Raw genomic sequence first — 19641 nt, forward strand, 5'->3', positions numbered from 1 at the left:
GTGACAGAACGAACCCGCGCACACGTCTTCGTCAGCGGCAAGGTACAGGGTGTCTTCTATCGAGCGAACACGCGGGATACCGCCGGCGAGACAGGCGTCGACGGCTGGGTCAAGAACCTTGCCGACGGCCGTGTCGAAGCAGTCTTCGAGGGTCCCGAGGATGCGGTCGAATCGATGGTCGAGTGGTGCCACGAGGGGAGTCCTCGCGCTCGCGTCGACGACGTGAGCGTCGAGTACGAGGAGCCGGAGGGGATCGACGGCTTCGAGATCCGCCGGTAACATCGCTGCGTTCCGTGCCCGCTCCCCCACAGTTACTACGGGCGCGGTCGAAGGCCCTCGCATGATCACCGGCTCCGAGATGGCCGTCGTCGACGAGAACGCTGCCGCACTGGGCGTCCCGAAAAAGCAGTTGATGGAGTCGTCGGGCCACGCCGTCGCCCGAACTGTCGACGCCGTCGCCGAGACCGGTGCGACCGTCGCCATCGTCGCCGGCCGTGGGAACAACGGTGGCGACGCGTTCGTCGCAGCGCGCTTCCTCGACGAGTACGACCTCTCAGTCCACCTCCTGGGCAGACCCGAGACGATCACGACGGACATCGCCCGTGAGAACTGGGACGCACTCGAACAGAGCGAGTACGAGACGACGCAGGTCCGCGACGCCAGCCAGTTCGCGCTTTCCGACCCGGACGTGATCGTCGACGCGATGCTCGGGACCGGCATCAGTGGCGACCTGCGTGAGCCAGCGGCCACGGCCGCCGCGGCGATCAACGCCCACGACGCGACCGTCGTCGCTGTCGACGTGCCCTCCGGCATGGACGCCGAGGCGGGGACGCTCCCTGAGACCGCTGTCGACGCCGACGAAGTGGTCACGTTCCACGACACCAAGCCCGGACTGGCCGCCCTCGACGCGACCGTCACCGTCGCCGACATCGGGATTCCCGAGACGGCCGAGACGTTCGTCGAACGCGGTGACCTCTTGCGTCTCGACCGCGACCCGGCCAGTCACAAGGGCGACAACGGCGAAGTGCTCGTCGTCGGGGGCGGCCCCTACACCGGCGCACCGGCGCTCTCCGCACAGGCTGCTCTGCGCGCCGGCGCGGACCTCGTCCGGGTCGCCTGCCCGCAGGCCGTCGCGCGCGAACTGCAGGGCTACAGCGAGAACCTCATCGTCCGTCCGTTCGACGGCGACCACCTCGCACCGTCCCACGTCGACACCGTCCTCGATCTCGCAGTCGATCACGACACGGTCGTCCTCGGCCCGGGTCTCGGCGACGAGGAAGCGACGCTCGACGCCGTCGCCGACCTACTTGGACGCTACGACGGGCGGGCCGTCGTCGACGCCGACGCGCTGCAAGTCGTCCCGGAGGTCGACACCGACGCGCACCTGCTCTGTACCCCCCATCAGGGAGAACTCCTGAAGATGGGCGGGACGACCGCTGACGACTGGGAAGAGCGGGCACCCCTCGTCGAACGCTTCGCCACACAGCTCGACCAGACGCTGCTGGTCAAGGGTCCGTACGACATCGTCTCGAATGGCGAGGTGACGCGTGTGAATCGAACCGGGAACGCGGGCATGACCGTCGGCGGCACGGGCGACGTACTCGCTGGGACCGTCGGCGCGCTCGCAGCCACGCAGTCGCCGATTCACGCCGGCGCCATCGGTGCCTACGCGGTCGGTCGAGCGGGCGACATCGTGGTCGAAGACCGGGGCTACGGACTCGTGGCGACCGATCTGCCGGACGTGCTTCCGGGGGCACTCTGGGCGGGCGAACCGGAACAAAAATCCAGTTAGGCGGACGCTTCGATCAGCTCACCGGCTTTCGACCGGGACTGCTCGACGACTGCAGGCCGACCCTCGAACTCGACGACGACCTGGTCGCCGTAGTCGACGTTCTCGACGTGGGCGTGATCGTGAATCCACGAGACGACGCTCATCGTCTCGTCGGTCATCGGCATCACGAGTCGTTCCCGTTCGTAGTCGGGGAGGTCGTCGTGAATCCGTTCGAGCAGTGCATCGACGTTTTCACCCTCCCGGGCGCTGACGGGCACCGGGTTCGGAGCCAGTCCCGACAGCGCCGACCGCTTGCGTTCGATCTCTGCCTGATCGACCGCGTCGGTCTTGTTGAGGACCGTCACGATCGGTGCCTCGTTGCGCTCGTACAGCGTGTCGTGGCTTGTCACGAGCTTCTCTCGGATCTCCTCGATCGGTTCGCTCACGTCGACGACGAGCAACACGAGGTCCGCCCGGTAGACGGCATCGAGCGTCGACTTGAACGATTCGACGAGCCAGTGGGGCAGATCGGAGATGAATCCGACCGTGTCGGTGACGAGTACGTCGCGCTGGTCCATGTCAGCGCGTCGTGTGGTCGTCCCGAGCGTGGTGAACAGTCGGTTCTCGCTCTCTGCGGTCGGATCGAGGTCTGGATGAAGGTCTTCGTTCTCGTCGACGTCCACGTCGTCGGCCAGCCGCCGCAGCAAGGTCGACTTCCCGGCGTTCGTGTAGCCCGCCAGCGCGACCAGGTCGAAACCCGATTCGCGGCGTTGCTCGCGTCGATGTTGCTCTGTCTCCTCGATGGAGTCGAGTTCGTCGCGGATCCGCGAGATCTGTTTTTTGATGTCCTGCTCGCGGCTCTCGTCGTACTCACCGAGACCCATGAATCCGGGGCGCTCGTCACGCTTCGCGAGACTCGCCTTGGCCTCCGCTCTTGGCAGTTCGTAGCGAAGCTCAGCCAGTTCGACCTGGAGCTGTGCCTTTCGGGTCTGGGCACGCTGGCCGAAGATTTCGAGGATCAGTCGGAACCGGTCGATGACGCGAGTGTCACCGGGGAGTTCGTTGCCGATGTTGTACGTCTGGTACGGTCCGAGTTGATTGTCGAAGATGACCGCCGTTGCGCCCTCGCGGGCGACGATGTTGGCGAGGCGCGTCACCTTTCCTTCGCCGAGGTGGTACGCCGGGTCTTCCGTCCTCGTCTGGGTGATTTCCCCAGCGATCTCGTAGCCCGCCGCTCGCGCCAGATCGCGGATCTCCTCGGTGTCTGCCGTTCCCGAATCGACACGCTTTACGATCACCGTTCGCTCCGGGGCTGTAGTTGCCGTCACTCACTCCAGAGTACGTCGTCCGTTTATTTAATCTGCAGGGTGGTCCAGACGCGAGAGACGACCACTCGTTGTGCAGGCCACGAACCCGCCAGAACGACGCTTGCGATTCCATTTCGACGCACGGATTGACGACCAGTAAGTGACGCCTACCGAACGCCGTCGGTGACCTTCGGAGGGCACAAAAGTCTTAACCGACGGCGATCAGCATTGGTGTATGGTAGATTTCACACTGCAGCTAGACCAACTCGGTCTCCAGCAGATGGGGCTCGAACTTGGTGGTGGTGCCATGATCGGAGGGGTCATCGGATTCGCCGCCAAGAAAGTCGCGAAGGTGATCGCGGTGCTGGTCGGGATCGAACTGGCCCTGTTCAAGTTTCTCGAAACGCGCGGGATTCTCGAAGTGAACTGGGACGCCATCGGCGGCGCGGCAGAGAACGTCTCCGGTGCTGCGACGGGTGCGGCGGGGAGCGAACCACCGGGCTGGCTGCTGAGCATCATCTCGGCACTGCCGGTCAGCGCCGGCTTCACCGGCGGCTTCCTCGTCGGCTTCAAGAAAGGATAATCGAGCGACCGACCACGGCGAATCGCAAGCAAACAGTCGATTTCTCACGCGCGACCCGGATCGTTACCGCGGCGAGCCGTTTCGATCGACGGCCCGCTATCGGGTCGAAATCTCGTCTTCGTCTTTGACGATCTGTGTCTCGGCTTCGCCGCTCGTGTGTTCGTTCACGAGGTCGTAGAACTCGTTTTGCATGCCCGCCGGGAACGTGATGACACCGACCCACGAACCGTCGGCCTGCCACTCCTCGCGTTCGAGGTCGCCGAACTGTCGAATCCGCGCCTGTGCCCCACCGGCGTAGTCTGCCGGGACCTGCACCGCGACCGTGATCTCGTCGAACCGGATCGGGATGACCGGACGCAGGGCGTCCAGTGCGTCGTCGACCTGATTCTCGACCGGTTCCATCGGATCGACGCGGAAGTCGGTCTCCTCCAGTGCGGACTCGATGCGCTCGGGTGGGTGGGGCGCGTCGTCCATCTGGGGATTGACCGCGTTGCGCGTGATCTGCTGGATGAGCTGTCGGTGTTTCTGCTCTTGCATCTCGCGGCGCTGGTCGGCCGTGATCTGGATCTCCCCTTCTTCGATCACCTGTGGGATGATCGCCAGTGGATCGGTCGTCTCGAACACCTCTTCGAGGGCGCTCTCGGCCGGTCGATCACCGCGAGCGGCGTCCTCGAACACGTCTTCGGCGGCGATCACGTCTTCGAGTTCACCGTCGAACTCTCCCCGCTTGATCGCCAGCGCGGCGTCTGGATCGACGAGGACCTCGAATCGCTCGCCGTGAGATTCGAGTCTCGCCGTCACTGCCTCGTCGAGTGATATCATACCCGAAGGTACTGGTGCGTGGTTCAAAGACCTTTCCACGGCCGGTGGAAAATTCGGCCGGCGGCGACGGGACGCGATTCGCTACTCCTCGATGTCGTCGTCTTCGGTGGTGTCGGCGTCCTGACTCTCGTCCTCGCCGGTCGCCAGCACGTCGAGGTCGACGAGGTGTGCTTCGACTTCCTCGTCGTCGAGTTCACGGAACTGCTCGGTCTCGGCGTCGACGGTCGCCAGACCGACCTCTTCGGGCGTTAGCTCGTCGTCGTTGACCGACGCCAGCGCACCGAGGGCCAGTTCGATCGCACCGTCGAGATCGAGATCCTCCGAGTAGTGTTCTTCGAGGTAATCGCGGGTATCGGAGCGGTCTGCACCGACTGAAAGCGCCTTCCACTCGTAGGGTGTCCCCGAGGGGTCAGTCTCGTAGAGGCGTGGCTCGCCGTCGGCGATGCCGGCGATGATCAGCGCGACACCGAACGGGCGTGCGCCGCCGACCTGCGTGTACTGCTGGATGTGGTCGGTGATCTCCTTGGTCAGTGTCTCGATGCCGATCGGTTCGCCGTAGCGGAGCTGATTGATCTGTGCCTGCCGGCGTGCGTAGTCGATAAGCTGGCGGGCGTCGGCGACGTGGCCGGCGCTGGCGATACCGATGTGGTCGTCGGCCTTGTGAATCTTCTCGACGGACGAGCGTTCCATCAGGGGCGAACGGATGCGCTTGTCCACGGCGAGGACGACGCCATCGTCGGACCTGACGCCGATACTCGCGGTCCCGCGCTTGACTGCTTCGCGGGCGTATTCGACCTGATAGAGACGACCGTCCGGCGAGAAGATGGTGATCCCACGGTCGTAGGCTTGCTGTTGGTTCTGACCTTGCATAGTTACTGGAGATCGAACGCCGTCACGCCCGAGAAGCCGTCGTCGGTCCGCACGTCGACGCGGTCGCCGCGACCGACGGCCTCACGTTCGGACTCCTCGAACACGACGTGTCTCTGGTCCGGGGCTTCCGTTCCACGTCGTATATACTTTTCCTCACACGCACGCACCGTGCCACTGACACCGCGAACCCGGACGCCAACGGGGTGACCGTCGACCGCCGAGAGCGACCCGAGAGCGGCCCTCGCCCGGTCACTCTCGCCGCGGTGCGTTCGAACGACCGCCGAACCACGCCCCTCGTCGAAGGTAAAGCGTAACACGGTCAGGTCCAGTTCGGCGCTCCCGGCGTCCCCGACGAGATTCTGGGCGGCGTACCAGAGATCGCGCTGGAGGGCACGGCGGTCGATCTCGGCGTCGGGCCACGCCTCCAGTGCGACGCCGAGATAGCGCCATCGGGGCTGGAGGTGTTTGGGCAGGTGCTTCATCGCTCAGTTGCTCGTCTCTGGTGCGTCCGGCACTCGCTCGGCGACGAGGACGCCGACCTGCTCGTGGACCATCTCCACGGCCGTCAGGGCAAAGCCCGCGTCGGTGAAGGCGTCGGCAAGCACACCGACTCGTGCTGGGTCGTCGACGGACGGGTCGTAGAAGGGCACTTTCGACTCTTCGTCACCAAACAGCATCACGTCTCCGAGGACGATCCGGCGTGGTTCCAGATCGGCGAGCACGTCGATGGCCTCGCGCTTTGCCTCGTCGTCGAGGTGGTGCATCGCGAAGTTCGAGGTGATCACGTCGACCGGCCCGTCGACGTTCGGTTCGCGGAACCGCCCTTCACCGAACTCGACGTTCTCGATTCCGTTCTGTGCTGCCTTCGACGTGGCCTCGTCGAGCATCCCCTCGCTGATGTCGCGCCCGACGACGGTCTCGGCGTGCTCGGCCAGCGGGAAGGCGATCGCACCGGTGCCGGTCCCCAGATCGAGGACGACATCGTCGGCCGCCGGCGCGGCGTGGGAGACGACGAGGTCGGCACACTCGCGATACTCGGGAGCGTCCTGACTCTCGTCGTAGTCCGCAGCGTGATCCGAGAACCGATCCGCGTGTTCGTCGATGGACTTCTTCATACGCCGAATTGGCGATCGGGACCGAATACACTGTCGGAACGTCTCGGTTGTGGGTCGTAATCACACGCCTGTCGTGACCGAGTGCCAGTCACCGGATCGTCGAGCCGACGCGGCTCGCACTGGTCGACTCGTCGACGGACGAGCGCTCCTCCGTCGTGACCGGATTCCGCCAGAGCAGGTACAGCGTCGCCAGTGCGGCGATGACACTCTGGACGACGGGCAAGATCGTCGGGTCGGTCAGTGACGGGAATCCGAGTGCAACGACGACGAGGAACGACACGATCCCGAGCGCGCGTGCCCATCGCTGTTCGGTGCCGAGTGCCCCGGCAGTCAACAGCAAGAACACACCGACGACCGTGGTCACCACGACCGAGTTCGCGAGGGCGAGCGTCGTCGTTGCACCACCGGAGAGCAGTCCGATCATCCCTCCGACGAGATAGACTGTTCCGAGTACCGCAGCAACACCAGCGAGAACCACCGCATCGAACGCTTTGATAGTCTCCCCCATAATTGTTGAGAAAGCAACGATAGGATATAAAGCCGGTGGATCGTAAACAAACACGTGTAAGACAGGGGCCGTATACCCGCTCGTAGGAGCCGCATACCCGCTTATTCGTCGTCCAGACGAACGCCGGGTTCGACGAACGAATCGGACTGTCGGTCGCGGTTTCGACCGGTCAAATATTCCCATTCTGACAGACCGGCTTCGATCTGGTCGGCCGTGAATCCGATCGTCTCACCGAGTGCGATCAGTTCGCGCGGAGCCCGCAGTTCGAGGTGGCTCGTCGGGTCCGCACTGACGACGAAGGGCACGTCGAAGTGCTCGACGAGTTCGCGCAGTTTTCGCAGTGACTGAATCGCCCGAACGCGTCGACCGCCAGTCTCGTGGACAACATCGTGGAGCGAGAACTCGATTCGAACGCCGTTCCGGGCGGCGGCTTTGGCGATCACGTGATTCACGTCACCGTCGTCCGCCATCGGATGCGCGAGAACGTCGACCGCCGGCTGTTCGACGGCGAAGCGATTGATCGCGACCGAACCACCGTGGACGGCGACGATGGTCGTCCGGTCGCGGTGATTGCCGACGAGACCACCGGCGCGCGATCGGTCGTCGGCCCTGACTTCCACGCCCGAGACCACGTCGATCCCGACTTCGTCACTGATTTCGTCGGGATCGTAGGTCGCCCGACTGTCGCCGTGGTTCCTGACGACGATGCCGTCGTATCCGTACTCGGCTGCAGTGTGGGCCATTCTGGCGACGGTGCTGTCACCGTCCGGTCTGGCGTGGACGGCCTCGTACATCACAGGTCGACCAGCGCGTCGCGGGCGTTCTCGATCGCAGCCTCACGCTTCGCCGGGTACGCCTCGACTTTCGCCCTGAGCGTGAGACCATCACCGCGCTCGATCTGGTCCTCGAAGGCCGACTGCTTGTCGAAGGTGAGAAAGAACGAACAGTTGTCGTCGACACGATCGGTCAGTTCGTCGAGTACCTGCTCTAGGTCGTCGACTTCGGCGACCCGGGAAAGGACGTGACGGATGTCGTCTGCGTTCTCGACGCGTGCCGAGAGCACGACGATCCGGTCGCCGTAATGTCCCGTCGATTCGGCCCGCTCCAGTTCGATATCCTCGGGCAGGAAGTTCTTCAGTGCCTGCGCGACACGCTTCTCGTCTTCCGTCGCGTACGAGAACGCGCGGAGGTCGACGTAGTGGAACGGGACCGACGACATGGCGACTTACTCCTCGACGGCTTCCAGAGCGTCCTCGGGGATGCCCTGTTCCTGCCCGTCTTCGAACGAGATGGTGTAGTTCGCGTCACCGAACATCGTCTCGACGACCTGTGTGATCGTGCCTTCTTCGCCGTCGTACTCGCTGTGCTTGTCGTGCAGGACTACGGTGTCGTCTTCTTCGAATGCCATACCAGAGGCTAGTCCACCGGCTGGCAAAAAGGGACTGATTTTGGCTTCACGCGGGGATCCGACGCCACCGATCTCGACGGGTGGGTCGGCTAACGAGCGGTCACGCTAGTCTCGAACACTTATCAGGACACCCCTACTACACGAGGGCATGATCAGTACCGTCGCTGGCCGGATCGCGCCACGGCGTGGTGCCCTCCCCGCGGCCACGGGCGGCCGCGGCCCGCCGCCCGCTCCCGAGTGCCGGGATCGGACACCCGACAGGAACGAGCGCCCGAGATCCGACCGACAGTGTGTATGACGGCCGTCGACAACCTCTGGTACCTCGCTGATCTCGCCCGCCAGCAGGCCGAACAGACCCGTCACTCGCTCGACGCCGACCACGGCGACTATCTGGCGTTCACTCGCCACCGGTCGGTCTCTCGACGGCGGTTCAGGACGGTCGCCGAGCGGACGCGAGACAACGGTCTTCCGTACGGCGTCCACACGCTCGTGACGAACCCGGACGAGGAACTGTTGCTCGTGCGCCACGACGCCGTCGACAAGTGGGTGCTGCCCGGCGGGCAGGTCGACGGCGAGGAGTCGTTCGGCGACGCCGCTCGGCGTGAACTCGCAGAAGAGGCGGGCATCGAGGCACGCTACGATGGACTGGCGATCCTCGGTCGCGCCGAGTTTCACTGTGACGAGCACGACACGTGGGGTGTCCTGCCCATCTTCGAGGCCCGGACCGACGAAACCGATCTCGTCGTCGACGACCCGGACGGTGAGATATCTGACGCCCGCTGGTTCGCCCAACTGCCGGAAGACACGCGCGACCGAAAAGAGTTGCTCCGGTGGCGCGACGAGCGCTTCGAGTAATACTACCGGCTGTACATCTGTGAACGATTTCGCCACCCCCGGGTGGCGAAGATCTTCACGAAGTGACAGCCGGCAGTATAAGGCCGACGCCGGCCCGTCGCTGACACCGTTCCGTTACTCGTCGGGACCGAAGGACTTGCCGGCTCGCGCGTCGGCGTCGAGTCGCCGCAAGGTCGCTCGTGCATTGCTCGCGTCGTAGCCAAAGAGGACGCTCTTGCCGTACTCGCTGGCGACTTCGGCCGCTTTCAGTAGATCGTCGATGTCGACGTCGACAGCGTACAGTTCGATGCTGAAGGGTGTCGACAGTCGATCCTCGAACCCCCGGGCGAGCACCTCCAGCCAGTACGTCGTCGAGTAGGCCATGTCGTACAGTGGGACGACGAACTCGTCGACGTAGGGTTCGATCGCTTCAATATCGATTCCGGCCCGCCGAGAGAGGTGGCCGGGATAGGGGTCGGGATACAGCGTGAGATAGAGGTCACCGGGCACTCGCTGGCGTGCCTCGGCGACGAAATCGGTGATGACGCCGTCGCGCCACGCACCCCAGTCGTCGTAGTCGCTCTCGGCGAAGCGTCGCTCACAGCGATCACAGTGGCAGTACTCGTCGCGGGGAAATCCCACGTCGTCGAGACGAACGTCCGCGTTGACATCGGCGGCCTCCTCGATCACGTCGAGGAGTCCCTCGCGGTAGCGGTCGTGCGTCGGGCAGACGTACGACCAGTCGAAGTAGGGACGATCACGGGTCGCCTGATTGCCCTCGTCGTCGACGGGGACCAGTTCCGGGGAGTCTTCGGCGGCGTTGTCCCCGAAACACGAGACCATGTTTACTGCTCCGGCGACCGGTTCGGCCGCCCGCCCGGTCACGTCCTTGACCTCGTAGAACCCGCGGTCGAACTCCGACCACGACAGTTCCTCCTCGTTACGGGTGACGACGCCGTACATACCAGTCGGTACGGCGCTTCGGGGTAAGTGGCTTTGGAAACGCGGTGTCGGAGAACGGGGCAGCGGCGGTGACGACACCGTGGTTGACGCACGATACGGGAGGTCGCCGTTCACTTCTTGACGGCGTAGACCAGGGCCAGAGCGGCCACCGCGACCAGAAGGACTGCTTTCTTCGACATCGTATCGTGGTTGGTTACACTGCGATAAATTCTTTCTGCCTCAGTGTCGCACCCTCGGTCAGTCGTCGTCGCTCGAAACGGTTGGACGCGCCTCGTGGTGGTGCAGGCCAGCGTCGCTGTCGTGGGTGCCGACCGGTGGTCGATTGACCGATGCCGCGGCAGATCCGTCGAGGTCGGTCTCGTCGGCGATTTCGTCCATCTCCTCGCCGTCACCCTCCCTCGCGTCCTGATCGATCCGCATCGAGCAGAACTCGACGCCGCACATCGAGCAGAAGCGCGCCTCCTTGTAGTTGTCACCGGGCAGCGTCTGATCGTGGTACTCGCGTGCCCGCTCTGGGTCGAGCGCGAGGTCGAACTGCTCGGTCCAGTCGAACGCGTATCGAGCCTCCGAGAGGGCGTCGTCCCAGTCGCGTGCGCCCTCCCGACCGGTAGCCACGTCGGCCGCGTGGGCGGCGATCCGATAGGCCGCCAGCCCCTCGCGCACGTCCTCGCGTTCGGGGAGTCCGAGGTGCTCCTTGGGCGTGACGTAACAGAGCATCGCCGCGCCGGCCCGGCCCGCCTCGGTCGCGCCGATGGCGCTGGTGATGTGGTCGTAGCCCGGCGCAATGTCGGTCACGAGCGGGCCGAGGACGTAGAACGGCGCGCCGTCACACACGTCCTGCTGGCGCTCGACGTTGTCGGCCACCTCGTCCATCGGGACGTGGCCCGGTCCTTCGACCATGACCTGCACACCCTCGTCCCACGCTTTCCGCGTCAGTTCTCCGAGCGTGTCGAGTTCTGCGAACTGGGCTTCGTCGCTGGCGTCGGCCAGACAGCCCGGTCGCAGGCCGTCACCGAGGCTGAAGGTCACGTCGTGCTTGCGGAAGATCGCACAGATCTCATCGTACTTCGTGTAGAGGGGGTTCTGCATCCCGTTCTCTTCCATCCACTTCGCCATGATCGACCCGCCGCGCGAGACGATCCCCGTCTTTCGATCGTCGGTCAGCGGAAGGTGTTCCATCAATACTCCCGCGTGGATCGTCATATAGTCGACACCCTGTTCGGCCTGCTTCTCGATCACGTCGAGCAGGAGTTCGTGCGTGATCGCTTCGGGACTCCCAGCGCGCTTGACGGCCTCGTAGATCGGGACCGTACCGACCGGGACCGGCGAATGTTCGACGTTGGCTTCTCGGATCTCGTCGAGGTTCGACCCCGTCGAGAGGTCCATCACCGTGTCCGCGCCGTAGTGGACCGCCGTGTGGAGCTTTTCGAGTTCGCCGTCCAGATCGCTCGTCTCGTCGCTGTTGCCGATGTTGGCGTTGACCTTCGTCGAGAACGCTCGGCCGATAATCATCGGGTCGAGCGTCTCGTGGCCGACGTTGGCTGGGATCACGGCCTGCCCGTCGGCGACCTGCTCGCGGACGAATTCGGCGTCGACGTTCTCGCGCTCGGCGATCCGTTCCATCGCTGGGGTAACCTCACCGTCGCGTGCGCGCTGTAGTTGCGTTGTCATAGATAAGCTAGTTATATTACTAGATTATAAAGCTTGGTAGACCGACCACGACTCGTGGTTCAGTGACTGTCACCCGTGACTGGTCGAACGGCTCCCGCAGTCACCGCTCCCCCGGACGACCGACGAGTTCGACGAATTCCGTGCCGTCGAGTTCGCTGACCAGCGCCGGCTTGCGCGTCATGTACTTCGATCCCTCGACGATCTCGAACTGCTCGCCGACGGCCGAATCGAGGTAGTAGCCGCCACGACCGTCCGGCCGCTCGCGGTACTCACTCACCCGGATCGGATCGCGCTCGAACAGCCCGCCGGGTTCGCGGCCGTCGACGATCACGAGACGCTTGTCGTCGTAGAAGGGGACACCATCCTCGGAGCGCTTCGCGTGGGCGTTTTCGGGGTGGCGAGCCAGTTTCTCGCGCTTCGTCTCCGGATCGTCGTCTGGTTCGATCACCGTCACCGTCTCGACCGTGAAGTAGCCGACCAGATAGCGATGCTTCCTGTCCGAGTCCTCGGTGACGAGCGAGGTGTAGAACGCGACTGCGTCGCCCTCGTCGAGCCGAGAGAGTCGTGAGACGTACTGTCCGAACCCCTCGCGATGTTCGCCGTAGGTCATCGCCGCGAAGTTCGGATCGCGATGGAGCGGCCAGTCAGCGACAGCATCGTCCCTGACGACGCGGGCGCTCCCGTCTTCCGGATACGTGTCCAGCCGGTTCGTCAGGTCGGCGGCGGTGCGGTCGTCGTAGCGCAGTTGCCACGAACCGAACGTCTCCTGCTCGTCAGTCCCGGGGACTTTCTCGGGGATAGGAACGTACTCGAAGCGACCGTCGGGAGCCAGCGGCGCGTGGGCGTTGACGTTGCTGTCGTCGGCTCCGACACCGGTAAAGACGACTGTCATCGTCGACACTGGGCGGCGGGTCGGCAAAGGAACTCCGGTGGGCGGCTACGCGATGTCCCGAGACGTGTCGATGCTGACCTGTTCGACCAGATCGAGCTTGATCACGTCCGAAGGCGCGCGACCGCCGCGGAACTTCGGGATCGCCAGTCGGTTCTCGACTTCGTCGCCTGCGACCGTGGTATCGAGCTGAAAGACCACGTCCGCGAAGTGCTCGGTCGTGTCTCGAAGCGGTGGCACGCCGTTGCCGTCGAGACAGTGAACGATCGCCAGACTGCCCGTGTTGACGATGTGCGTCTGCAGGTCGTTCATGAACGCCCGGAAGCGCGAATGGGGTTCCTGGGATTCGAGTACGTCGAGTGGATCGACGATCAAGTTCGAGGTCTCGGGGAGCGCGCTGACGAGCTTCCCCGCGTTGTCGAGTGGCGCTTCACCCGAGATGTGTCTGACCGTCGGGTCTCCGGTCTCGGCTGGGGTCTGTTCGATGCTCGCCTGCACGGCGGTCGCCGACCGGTCGAGCGAGAGCCAGAGTGTCCCCCTCGTCGCAGTTAGTTCGTACAGAAATAGCTCGGCCTGACTCGCTGGTGGTGCCGTCAGAGCGACGATACTGCCCTCTGGTATTCCCCCATCCAGTTTGCGGTCAAGGACATCGATCCCTGTCCGCAGACGATTCACCATGCCACTGTCAATGAGGGTCCCCGATGGATTAAATATTCCGCTTGTTGAGAGATGACGAAACGTCGGTATAGCGACTGCGGACGGCATCGTTGGTCAACGGCGACACGACATCGGGAACGTGAGTCAGCGTCTCGCAGCCAAGCAAACCGCCCGGGTCGACCGTGCCGTCGCTCTTGGTCACGATCGTCCCCCAGAGCGGCGTCCCGAGTGTCCGCGCCATCGCAGCGGTCTTCGCGGCGTCTTCGAGACTCTCGCGGGTCGGCGTCGAGACGACGATGACACCCGCCGCGGCACGGAGTGTCGTCGCTACCACGGGTGAGGCTCCCGCCGGCGTATCGATCAGTACCGGCCGGTCGACGCTGTCTAGCGCCGACAGTGCCCTGTCGAGGGCGGACATGTCAGCGTCGCCGGCGGGCAGCACGTCGACGCCGGGTAGCTCGACGGCCGAATGCGTACTCTCGTCGAGCGAGACGGTCCGGGCGTACTCGGCCACCCCCGGATCGCCGGGGGTACCTGTGACGACGTGGAGATCCGGCATATCGATGTCACCGTCGACTGCGATCGGCGTTCGATCCCTTTCGGCCAGTGCACGGGCGAGACAGGCCGTGGTCGTGGTCTTTCCAGCACCACCCTTGCCACCTGCGATTGCCAGCATAGCACCCGCTGATCCGTCATCTGACTTGAAGGCTCGGAGCGGTTCGGGGGATTCAAGACCGTCGGGGTCGGGATACTATCCAATGCGTCAGGACCACATTATCAGCGCCAAACAGCTCTCCCGCCAGGACATCGAGGCGGTACTGGACCGCGCTGCCGAGATCGCGGCAGACCCCGCGGCGTTCGGGGACCGACACGCAGGGTCGCTGCTCGGCCTCCTCTTTTTCGAGCCGAGTACCCGGACGAAAATGAGCTTCACGGCGGCGATGAAGCGTCTCGGCGGCGATGTCGTCGATATGGGAACCGTCGAGTCCTCCAGCGTCAAAAAAGGCGAGTCACTGGCCGATACCGTCCGCGTCGTCGAGGGGTACGCCGACGCCCTCGTCCTGCGCCACCCCAGCGAGGGATCGGCAAAGATGGCGAGTGAGTTCGTGAACGTCCCACTGATCAACGCCGGTGACGGGGCCGGACAGCACCCGACCCAGACGTTGCTCGATCTCTACACGATCCGCGAGAACGCCGGATTCGAGGACCTGACAATCGGGATCATGGGCGATCTGAAGTACGGCCGGACCGTCCACTCGCTGGCCCACGCGTTGACCGTCTTCGACGCCCACCAGCACTTCATCAGCCCCGAGAGCCTCCAGTTGCCGCGTTCGGTCCGCTACGACCTCCACGAAGCAGGCGCGGACGTGCGCGAACACACGGCTCTCGACGACGTGCTCTCGGAACTGGACGTGCTCTACGTCACTCGCATCCAGAAAGAGCGCTTCCCCGACGAGAGCGAGTACCACGAGGTCGCCGGCGAGTACCAGATCGACGCCGAGACCATCGCAGAAGAGAACGAGGACCTGACTGTGATGCACCCACTCCCACGCGTCGACGAGATCGCACACGACGTGGACGAACTCGACGGCGCGAAGTACTTCGAACAGGCTCACAACGGTGTCCCGGTGCGGATGGCGCTGCTGGATATGGTGCTTGGAGGTGCGGAGCAATGAGCGGCGACCCCGAACTCCGCGTCAGCAAGATCCGTAACGGTACCGTCATCGATCACATCCCCGGCGGACAGGCCCTGAACGTCCTGGCGATCATCGGCATCGACGGCACCAGCGGCGAGGAAGTGTCGGTCGCGATGAACATCCCATCGGACCGACTGGGCAAGAAAGACATCGTGAAAGTCGAGGGTCGTGAACTCTCACAGAACGAGGTCGACGTGCTCTCGCTGATCGCACCCGCCGCGACGATCAACATCGTCCGGGAGTTCGAGGTCGCAGAGAAGCACCGGGTCGAGCGCCCGGACCGCGTCGTCGGCGTGCTCGAATGTCCGAACCGCCACTGCATCACGACGAAAAACGAGCCGGTCGACTCCGCCTTCGAAGTACTGGACGACGGCGTCCGCTGTGAGTACTGCGACACGATCATCCGCGAGGACATCGCCGCCCATATCCTCGTGAGCTAGGTCACTGCGTCGCGCGCGTCCATCGAGCGACGACACTCATACTTATTTAATTGGTCACGCACAGCCTCCGGTATGGAGACGCTCCCGGTCGTGGGAATCGACCCGTCTGCTCTCTTGCTCGCAGGCGGCGTCGGGCTGGTACTACTCGTGATGGTGCTGCGACGACGTGGATCGGCGGAGCGGCGTGCCTCGAAGAAAGCACACGAGGCGGCCCAGCAGCGCGACCCGCCGGTCGAGATCGGGGAGAGCTACGACTTCGGAATCACCGACTTCAGCGAGCACCATTCGGGTGACGTGAACGCAGTGGGCAAGGTCGAGGGGTTCGTCCTGTTCGTCGAGGACATCCCAGACGACCTCTCGGAAGGCGACGTGATTCGCGCGAAGGTACTGTCGTACAACAAGGGCAAGACCTCCGCTGACGCGAAATTCGTCGAGCGGCGCTAACGCGACAGGCTCTCTTTTGTCGTCATCGGTCGGCGTGACCATTCCCACCCCGTACTAGACGCCTTCGACCGCGTTGCTACGAGCGATGCGACTTGGACAGCAAAAAGAACGGAAAAGAAACTTCGACTGCTTATTCGTCTGCTGCGCCTTCGATCTCGTCCATGATCTCGTCGGCGTCGACGTCTGCGTCTTCGAGCGCGTCCTCGATGTCAGCGCCGCCAGCACCGCCCATGCCGCCCATCATGCCGGGCATACCCATGCCCATGCCGCCGAGTTCTTCCTGCACGATGATACGGTCGATGTCGAGGAGCTGGGTGAGCTGCTGGGCGATCTGCTGCTTGCCCATCATCCACTGCTGGTTCATCGTCAGCTGGGGGGTCGCTTCGATGTAGAGCGTGTCCTTCTCGACCTCGACCGTCTCGGTCTCGGGTTCGGCGTCCTCGTCGTCGTCCTCGCTCTCGACGATCTGCTCTTCCTCGACGGTGTCGGTCTCGAACCACACGTCGAGTTCCATGTCGAGCATCATCGAGAGGATACCCTGTGCCTGCTCCTCGCGGTCGTCGACTTCGCTCAGGATCTCGTAGTCGTACTCGATGTCCTCACCGGCAAGTGGGTGGTTGAAGTCGACACGTGCGCGGCCGCCGATGATCGTCTCGACGTGGCCGTGCTCGCCGTCGACGTCGACATGTGCGCCGGGGTAGCGGTCGTCTTCGGGGATCTTGTCGGCCGAGACGGTGCGGACTTCGCTCTCGTCGTACTCGCCGAATGCTTCGGCGGCCGAGACGACGACGGAGCCGGAGTGACCGACTTCCTCACCGTAGATGTCCTCCTCGACGCTCTCGAACAGGTGGCCCTGCCCGAGAACGATCGTGCGCGGGGCGAACTCCTGGTCCTCGCCGACGCCTTCTTCCTCAGCGACCTCAGGGTCTGTCGTGTCGACGAGGTCGCCGCCCTCGACGGTGCGTGCAGTGTACGCGACCTCGACGAAGTCGTCCTGCTCGAATCCCTCGGTCTCTTCTTCGGCGACTTCCTCATCGGCCTCGGAATCGGTCTCTGCTTCGATCTCTTCTTCGGCGTCGGCCTCGGATTCGTTGCTCATACCCTATCGGTCTGGCGTTGCACTCTTAAGAACAACGTTTCGAGGGCGAGGGCCACGCCGAGCGAAGTGAGGCGTGGGCCTCGGTACTGCGAGCGGGAGCGCAAGCGACACGCGAGCGGCGTCGTCGACTGGAGGGGGGTCCGGTCTGCGCGACCAGCGAGCGTGCGAAGAACATTCTCCAACCGTTTTACCCACCGCTGTCGAGGAGTTCGGTATGTACGAAGTCGAACTGAAGGTCAGGACGGACCACGAGGGCCTCAGCGAGCGGCTGGAGGACCTCGGCGCGGAGTGTCTTGGAACCGTCGAACAGGCAGACACCTACTACGACGCGCCACACAAGGACTTCGCCGAGACGGACGAATCCCTGCGAGTTCGGCGCGAGGTCGTCGACGGCGACGAGTCGGCCGTGATGACGTACAAGGGCCCCAAACTCGACGCCGATTCGAAGACGCGAGAGGAGGTCGAGACCGGTGTCGAGGCGGGTGACGACGCCGCGACCATCTTCGAGTCCGTCGGGTTCGAGCCTGCCGCGACGGTCTACAAGGAGCGCGACCGCTATCGACTGGGCGCGTACACGATCACTCTCGACACCGTCGAGGAAGTCGGCTCGTTCGTCGAGGTCGAGACTGAGGCCGAAAACATCGACGAGGCACGCGAGGGTGCGGCCCAGATCATGCGCGACCTGGGGCTGGACCCCGACGAACAGATCCGTACTTCGTATCTCGGCTTCCTGCTGGGTAACGAAGACGGTGCCGACTAAAATGCTTCCGAGTAATTCGAATCGGCTGTTTGGTTTCCGCAAGTTATAGAACCGGGGCCATCGAAGCGAGTCCCAATGACAGAACGGAACATCCACGTGCAGCCCTCGACTGGGGCCGCGGTCGAGGATCAGGACGTCGAGATCGTCGAGCGGAAAGGAATCGGGCATCCCGACTCGATCTGTGACGGCATCGCGGAGACGGTCTCTCGCGCGCTCGCTCAGACGTATCTGGATCGGTTCGGAACGGTGCTTCACTACAACACCGACGAGACCCAGCTCGTCGCCGGGACCGCCGCGCCCGCCTTCGGCGGCGGCGAGGTCCTCGAACCGATCTACATGTTGATCGTCGGCCGCGCGACAAAGACCTACGACGGCGAGCGCATCCCGGCCGAGACGATCGCTCTCAAGGCTGCACGGGAGTACCTCGAAGCGAACTTCCCGTACCTCGATGTCGGCACGGACATCGTCGTGGACGTTCGCTTCGGTGAGGGAAGTGGCGACCTGCAGGACGTGTTCGGCGAGGACGGGGCGGTCCCGATGGCAAACGACACCAGCTACGGCGTCGGCCACGCGCCCCTTTCGGAAACCGAGCAGATCGTCCACGCCACCGAGCAGCGACTCAACGGGGAGTACGCCGAGGAGAACCCCGAGGTCGGGCAGGACGTGAAGGTCATGGGCAAGCGCGAGGGCGATCAGATCGACGTGACCGTCGCCGCCGCGATGGTCGACCACCACATCGAGGACATGGCGGCGTACAAAGACGCCGTCGCGGGCGTGCGAAGCTACGTCGAAGAACTGGCGACGGAGTACACGGACCGCGACGTGACGGTCCACGTCAACACGGCCGACGACTACGACGAGGGGTCGATCTACCTGACGACGACCGGCACGTCCGCCGAGCAAGGTGACGACGGCTCCGTCGGCCGGGGGAACCGCGCCAACGGTCTCATTACGCCGAACCGGCCGATGAGCATGGAAGCCACCTCCGGGAAGAACCCCGTCAACCACATCGGGAAGATCTACAACCTCCTCTCGACCGAGATCGCAAAGAGCGTCGTCGACGAGGTCGACGGCATCAAACAGCTCCAGATTCGGCTGCTCTCCCAGATCGGGTCGCCGATCGACCAGCCCCACGTGGCCGACGCCAACCTCGTCACCGAGGACGGCGTGACCATCGCCGACATCGAGGACGAGGTCCGCGCCGCCATCGACGACGAACTGGCCGACGTGACCGGCATCACCCGGCGCGTCATCGAGGGCGAGCTGTCGACGTTCTAATCCGGCGAGCGCAGCATCCGTTTCGAGACGGCAAGTGTCTCACGCGCTGTCGAGTGATGTCGTGAGCTGTTGTTTCGTCGCCAGTCCCTGCTGAAACCGCTCGACGATCGTCGCCTGATGAGTCGGACAGCCGAGCACGCCGACCGCGCCATCTTGGACCGGGAGCACTGGCTGGTGCGGGCTGTGTGGCGCGAGCTGACAGCTCGGACAGGAGAGTCCACCAGCGGGCCGGTGATAGAGGAGCGTCGCGTTCTCGTCGGTCGTGTAGCCACAGACGGTGGCAAACTGAGAGAGATGATCCTCACAGCCCACGAGTGGCACCGTGTGTCGATCGAGGAGCAGAAACGCGACCGTCTGCTCCCCATCACCGTGGAGCGCGGCCTCACAGTCGGGACACGGGATCGGTGGCTGCCCCACGTGGCCGTCGGGCTGGCGGGGCGGAGCGTCATCAGGAGACATATGCGAAGCTGTGCGTACACATTCGCCCCCAGACGGGTAAATCATCGGACCGAACGGCCCGAACGA

Annotated in this window: 25 protein-coding genes; 9 read left to right on the forward strand and 16 right to left on the reverse strand. The window is 64.2% G+C overall.

Features of this window, described 5'->3' with window-relative positions:
• Both AC5FRW_RS06890 and AC5FRW_RS06895 read left to right on the forward strand, forming a co-directional pair.
• On the forward strand, window positions 1–279 hold the full coding sequence (locus tag AC5FRW_RS06890) for an acylphosphatase (protein WP_493567696.1): 279 nt from the start codon (window positions 1–3) through the stop codon (window positions 277–279).
• Window positions 280–340: 61 nt separating this feature from the next.
• Entirely contained in the window at window positions 341–1792 is a 1452-nt protein-coding gene (locus AC5FRW_RS06895) for an NAD(P)H-hydrate dehydratase (protein ID WP_493567697.1), read from the forward strand.
• Here AC5FRW_RS06895 and hflX read toward each other — a convergent pair.
• Complete coding sequence (hflX, locus tag AC5FRW_RS06900) at window positions 1789–3099, reverse strand: GTPase HflX (protein ID WP_493567698.1); 1311 nt, start codon at window positions 3097–3099, stop codon at window positions 1789–1791. The two genes, AC5FRW_RS06895 and hflX, sit on opposite strands and share 4 nt — an antisense overlap.
• 214 nt (window positions 3100–3313) lie before the next feature.
• On the opposite strand from hflX, the gene AC5FRW_RS06905 reads away from it, so the two are divergent.
• A complete protein-coding gene (locus AC5FRW_RS06905; RefSeq protein WP_493567699.1) occupies window positions 3314–3661 on the forward strand; it encodes an FUN14 domain-containing protein in 348 nt (115 codons plus the stop codon).
• Window positions 3662–3757: 96 nt separating this feature from the next.
• On the opposite strand, the gene AC5FRW_RS06910 is transcribed toward AC5FRW_RS06905, so the two are convergent.
• The 8 genes from AC5FRW_RS06910 to AC5FRW_RS06945 all read right to left on the reverse strand — a co-directional run bounded on the left by AC5FRW_RS06910 (window position 3758) and on the right by AC5FRW_RS06945 (window position 8384).
• Window positions 3758–4483, reverse strand: a complete 726-nt coding sequence (locus AC5FRW_RS06910; RefSeq protein ID WP_493567700.1) for a ribosome assembly factor SBDS — start codon at window positions 4481–4483, stop codon at window positions 3758–3760.
• Window positions 4484–4564: 81 nt separating this feature from the next.
• Window positions 4565–5353 carry an archaeal proteasome endopeptidase complex subunit alpha gene (gene psmA, locus AC5FRW_RS06915; RefSeq protein ID WP_493567701.1) on the reverse strand — a complete coding sequence of 263 codons (789 nt, stop codon included), beginning with the start codon at window positions 5351–5353 and terminating at the stop codon, window positions 4565–4567.
• 2 nt (window positions 5354–5355) lie between these two features.
• The gene (locus tag AC5FRW_RS06920; protein ID WP_493567702.1) at window positions 5356–5835 is read right to left on the reverse strand and encodes an Rpp14/Pop5 family protein; all 480 of its coding nucleotides are present in this window, start codon (window positions 5833–5835) and stop codon (window positions 5356–5358) included.
• 3 nt (window positions 5836–5838) lie between these two features.
• The gene (locus AC5FRW_RS06925) at window positions 5839–6468 is read right to left on the reverse strand and encodes a class I SAM-dependent methyltransferase (RefSeq protein WP_493567703.1); all 630 of its coding nucleotides are present in this window, start codon (window positions 6466–6468) and stop codon (window positions 5839–5841) included.
• 88 nt (window positions 6469–6556) lie between these two features.
• Window positions 6557–6976 (reverse strand): hypothetical protein, encoded by a 420-nt coding sequence (locus AC5FRW_RS06930; protein WP_493567704.1) that lies wholly within the window; start codon window positions 6974–6976, stop codon window positions 6557–6559.
• 101 nt (window positions 6977–7077) lie between these two features.
• Window positions 7078–7770: an RNase P subunit p30 family protein gene (locus AC5FRW_RS06935; RefSeq protein WP_493567705.1), complete on the reverse strand. Its 693-nt coding sequence runs from the start codon at window positions 7768–7770 to the stop codon at window positions 7078–7080.
• On the reverse strand, window positions 7770–8195 hold the full coding sequence (locus AC5FRW_RS06940; RefSeq protein WP_493567706.1) for an RNA-binding protein: 426 nt from the start codon (window positions 8193–8195) through the stop codon (window positions 7770–7772). Before AC5FRW_RS06940 ends, AC5FRW_RS06935 begins: the two co-directional genes overlap by 1 nt.
• A gap of 6 nt (window positions 8196–8201) precedes the next feature.
• Window positions 8202–8384, reverse strand: coding sequence for a DUF1918 domain-containing protein (locus AC5FRW_RS06945; protein WP_493567707.1), 183 nt, complete (start codon window positions 8382–8384; stop codon window positions 8202–8204).
• A gap of 294 nt (window positions 8385–8678) precedes the next feature.
• Here AC5FRW_RS06945 and AC5FRW_RS06950 point away from each other — a divergent pair, with 294 nt between their 5' ends.
• The gene (locus AC5FRW_RS06950; protein ID WP_493567708.1) at window positions 8679–9239 is read left to right on the forward strand and encodes an NUDIX hydrolase; all 561 of its coding nucleotides are present in this window, start codon (window positions 8679–8681) and stop codon (window positions 9237–9239) included.
• Between the two features lie 114 nt (window positions 9240–9353).
• On the opposite strand, the gene AC5FRW_RS06955 is transcribed toward AC5FRW_RS06950, so the two are convergent.
• The 5 genes from AC5FRW_RS06955 to AC5FRW_RS06975 form a co-directional block, all read right to left on the reverse strand.
• Window positions 9354–10181, reverse strand: a complete 828-nt coding sequence (locus AC5FRW_RS06955) for a hypothetical protein (RefSeq protein WP_493567709.1) — start codon at window positions 10179–10181, stop codon at window positions 9354–9356.
• 237 nt (window positions 10182–10418) lie between these two features.
• A complete protein-coding gene (gene thiC / locus AC5FRW_RS06960; protein WP_493567710.1) occupies window positions 10419–11852 on the reverse strand; it encodes a phosphomethylpyrimidine synthase ThiC in 1434 nt (477 codons plus the stop codon).
• 100 nt (window positions 11853–11952) lie between these two features.
• Window positions 11953–12744: an Nmad3 family putative nucleotide modification protein gene (locus AC5FRW_RS06965; protein ID WP_493567711.1), complete on the reverse strand. Its 792-nt coding sequence runs from the start codon at window positions 12742–12744 to the stop codon at window positions 11953–11955.
• 45 nt (window positions 12745–12789) lie between these two features.
• A complete protein-coding gene (locus tag AC5FRW_RS06970; RefSeq protein ID WP_493567712.1) occupies window positions 12790–13419 on the reverse strand; it encodes an RAD55 family ATPase in 630 nt (209 codons plus the stop codon).
• A 28-nt stretch (window positions 13420–13447) separates the two neighbouring features.
• Window positions 13448–14074 (reverse strand): MinD/ParA family ATP-binding protein, encoded by a 627-nt coding sequence (locus AC5FRW_RS06975; RefSeq protein WP_493567713.1) that lies wholly within the window; start codon window positions 14072–14074, stop codon window positions 13448–13450.
• Between the two features lie 82 nt (window positions 14075–14156).
• Here AC5FRW_RS06975 and pyrB point away from each other — a divergent pair, with 82 nt between their 5' ends.
• The 3 genes from pyrB (at window position 14157) to AC5FRW_RS06990 (ending at window position 15979) form a co-directional block, all read left to right on the forward strand.
• The gene (gene pyrB, locus AC5FRW_RS06980; protein WP_493567714.1) at window positions 14157–15074 is read left to right on the forward strand and encodes an aspartate carbamoyltransferase; all 918 of its coding nucleotides are present in this window, start codon (window positions 14157–14159) and stop codon (window positions 15072–15074) included.
• Window positions 15071–15535 (forward strand): aspartate carbamoyltransferase regulatory subunit, encoded by a 465-nt coding sequence (gene pyrI / locus AC5FRW_RS06985; protein WP_493567715.1) that lies wholly within the window; start codon window positions 15071–15073, stop codon window positions 15533–15535. Before pyrB ends, pyrI begins: the two co-directional genes overlap by 4 nt.
• Before the next feature lie 72 nt (window positions 15536–15607).
• On the forward strand, window positions 15608–15979 hold the full coding sequence (locus AC5FRW_RS06990) for a TRAM domain-containing protein (protein WP_493567716.1): 372 nt from the start codon (window positions 15608–15610) through the stop codon (window positions 15977–15979).
• 130 nt (window positions 15980–16109) lie between these two features.
• Here the strand turns inward: AC5FRW_RS06990 and AC5FRW_RS06995 are convergent, their stop codons facing one another.
• Window positions 16110–17078 (reverse strand): FKBP-type peptidyl-prolyl cis-trans isomerase, encoded by a 969-nt coding sequence (locus AC5FRW_RS06995; RefSeq protein WP_493567717.1) that lies wholly within the window; start codon window positions 17076–17078, stop codon window positions 16110–16112.
• Window positions 17079–17292: 214 nt separating this feature from the next.
• On the opposite strand from AC5FRW_RS06995, the gene cyaB reads away from it, so the two are divergent.
• On the forward strand, window positions 17293–17838 hold the full coding sequence (gene cyaB / locus AC5FRW_RS07000; protein ID WP_493567718.1) for a class IV adenylate cyclase: 546 nt from the start codon (window positions 17293–17295) through the stop codon (window positions 17836–17838).
• Window positions 17839–17913: 75 nt separating this feature from the next.
• Entirely contained in the window at window positions 17914–19116 is a 1203-nt protein-coding gene (locus tag AC5FRW_RS07005) for a methionine adenosyltransferase (RefSeq protein ID WP_493567719.1), read from the forward strand.
• Between the two features lie 39 nt (window positions 19117–19155).
• On the opposite strand, the gene AC5FRW_RS07010 is transcribed toward AC5FRW_RS07005, so the two are convergent.
• Entirely contained in the window at window positions 19156–19575 is a 420-nt protein-coding gene (locus AC5FRW_RS07010) for a hypothetical protein (RefSeq protein ID WP_493567720.1), read from the reverse strand.
• Window positions 19576–19641 lie beyond the last annotated feature (66 nt).

This window comes from Halomicrobium sp. HArcht3-1, from assembly GCF_058933345.1.

Bases quoted from the DNA above. Each gene is read 5' to 3' on its own strand.
- cyaB (WP_493567718.1), top strand. From the start codon at position 17,293: ATGTACGAAGTCGAACTGAAGGTCAGGACGGACCACGAGGGCCTCAGC.
- AC5FRW_RS06990 (WP_493567716.1), top strand. From the start codon at position 15,608: ATGGAGACGCTCCCGGTCGTGGGAATCGACCCGTCTGCTCTCTTGCTC.
- AC5FRW_RS06975 (WP_493567713.1), bottom strand. From the start codon at position 14,074: ATGCTGGCAATCGCAGGTGGCAAGGGTGGTGCTGGAAAGACCACGACC.
- pyrB (WP_493567714.1), top strand. From the start codon at position 14,157: ATGCGTCAGGACCACATTATCAGCGCCAAACAGCTCTCCCGCCAGGAC.
- AC5FRW_RS06965 (WP_493567711.1), bottom strand. From the start codon at position 12,744: ATGACAGTCGTCTTTACCGGTGTCGGAGCCGACGACAGCAACGTCAAC.
- AC5FRW_RS06970 (WP_493567712.1), bottom strand. From the start codon at position 13,419: ATGGTGAATCGTCTGCGGACAGGGATCGATGTCCTTGACCGCAAACTG.
- pyrI (WP_493567715.1), top strand. From the start codon at position 15,071: ATGAGCGGCGACCCCGAACTCCGCGTCAGCAAGATCCGTAACGGTACC.
- AC5FRW_RS07005 (WP_493567719.1), top strand. From the start codon at position 17,914: ATGACAGAACGGAACATCCACGTGCAGCCCTCGACTGGGGCCGCGGTC.
- AC5FRW_RS06910 (WP_493567700.1), bottom strand. From the start codon at position 4,483: ATGATATCACTCGACGAGGCAGTGACGGCGAGACTCGAATCTCACGGC.
- AC5FRW_RS06955 (WP_493567709.1), bottom strand. From the start codon at position 10,181: ATGTACGGCGTCGTCACCCGTAACGAGGAGGAACTGTCGTGGTCGGAG.
- AC5FRW_RS06940 (WP_493567706.1), bottom strand. From the start codon at position 8,195: ATGTCGTCGGTCCCGTTCCACTACGTCGACCTCCGCGCGTTCTCGTAC.
- AC5FRW_RS06950 (WP_493567708.1), top strand. From the start codon at position 8,679: ATGACGGCCGTCGACAACCTCTGGTACCTCGCTGATCTCGCCCGCCAG.
- psmA (WP_493567701.1), bottom strand. From the start codon at position 5,353: ATGCAAGGTCAGAACCAACAGCAAGCCTACGACCGTGGGATCACCATC.
- thiC (WP_493567710.1), bottom strand. From the start codon at position 11,852: ATGACAACGCAACTACAGCGCGCACGCGACGGTGAGGTTACCCCAGCG.
- AC5FRW_RS06905 (WP_493567699.1), top strand. From the start codon at position 3,314: ATGGTAGATTTCACACTGCAGCTAGACCAACTCGGTCTCCAGCAGATG.
- AC5FRW_RS06925 (WP_493567703.1), bottom strand. From the start codon at position 6,468: ATGAAGAAGTCCATCGACGAACACGCGGATCGGTTCTCGGATCACGCT.
- AC5FRW_RS06935 (WP_493567705.1), bottom strand. From the start codon at position 7,770: ATGTACGAGGCCGTCCACGCCAGACCGGACGGTGACAGCACCGTCGCC.
- AC5FRW_RS06920 (WP_493567702.1), bottom strand. From the start codon at position 5,835: ATGAAGCACCTGCCCAAACACCTCCAGCCCCGATGGCGCTATCTCGGC.
- AC5FRW_RS06930 (WP_493567704.1), bottom strand. From the start codon at position 6,976: ATGGGGGAGACTATCAAAGCGTTCGATGCGGTGGTTCTCGCTGGTGTT.
- AC5FRW_RS06945 (WP_493567707.1), bottom strand. From the start codon at position 8,384: ATGGCATTCGAAGAAGACGACACCGTAGTCCTGCACGACAAGCACAGC.
- AC5FRW_RS06895 (WP_493567697.1), top strand. From the start codon at position 341: ATGATCACCGGCTCCGAGATGGCCGTCGTCGACGAGAACGCTGCCGCA.
- AC5FRW_RS06995 (WP_493567717.1), bottom strand. From the start codon at position 17,078: ATGAGCAACGAATCCGAGGCCGACGCCGAAGAAGAGATCGAAGCAGAG.
- AC5FRW_RS07010 (WP_493567720.1), bottom strand. From the start codon at position 19,575: ATGTCTCCTGATGACGCTCCGCCCCGCCAGCCCGACGGCCACGTGGGG.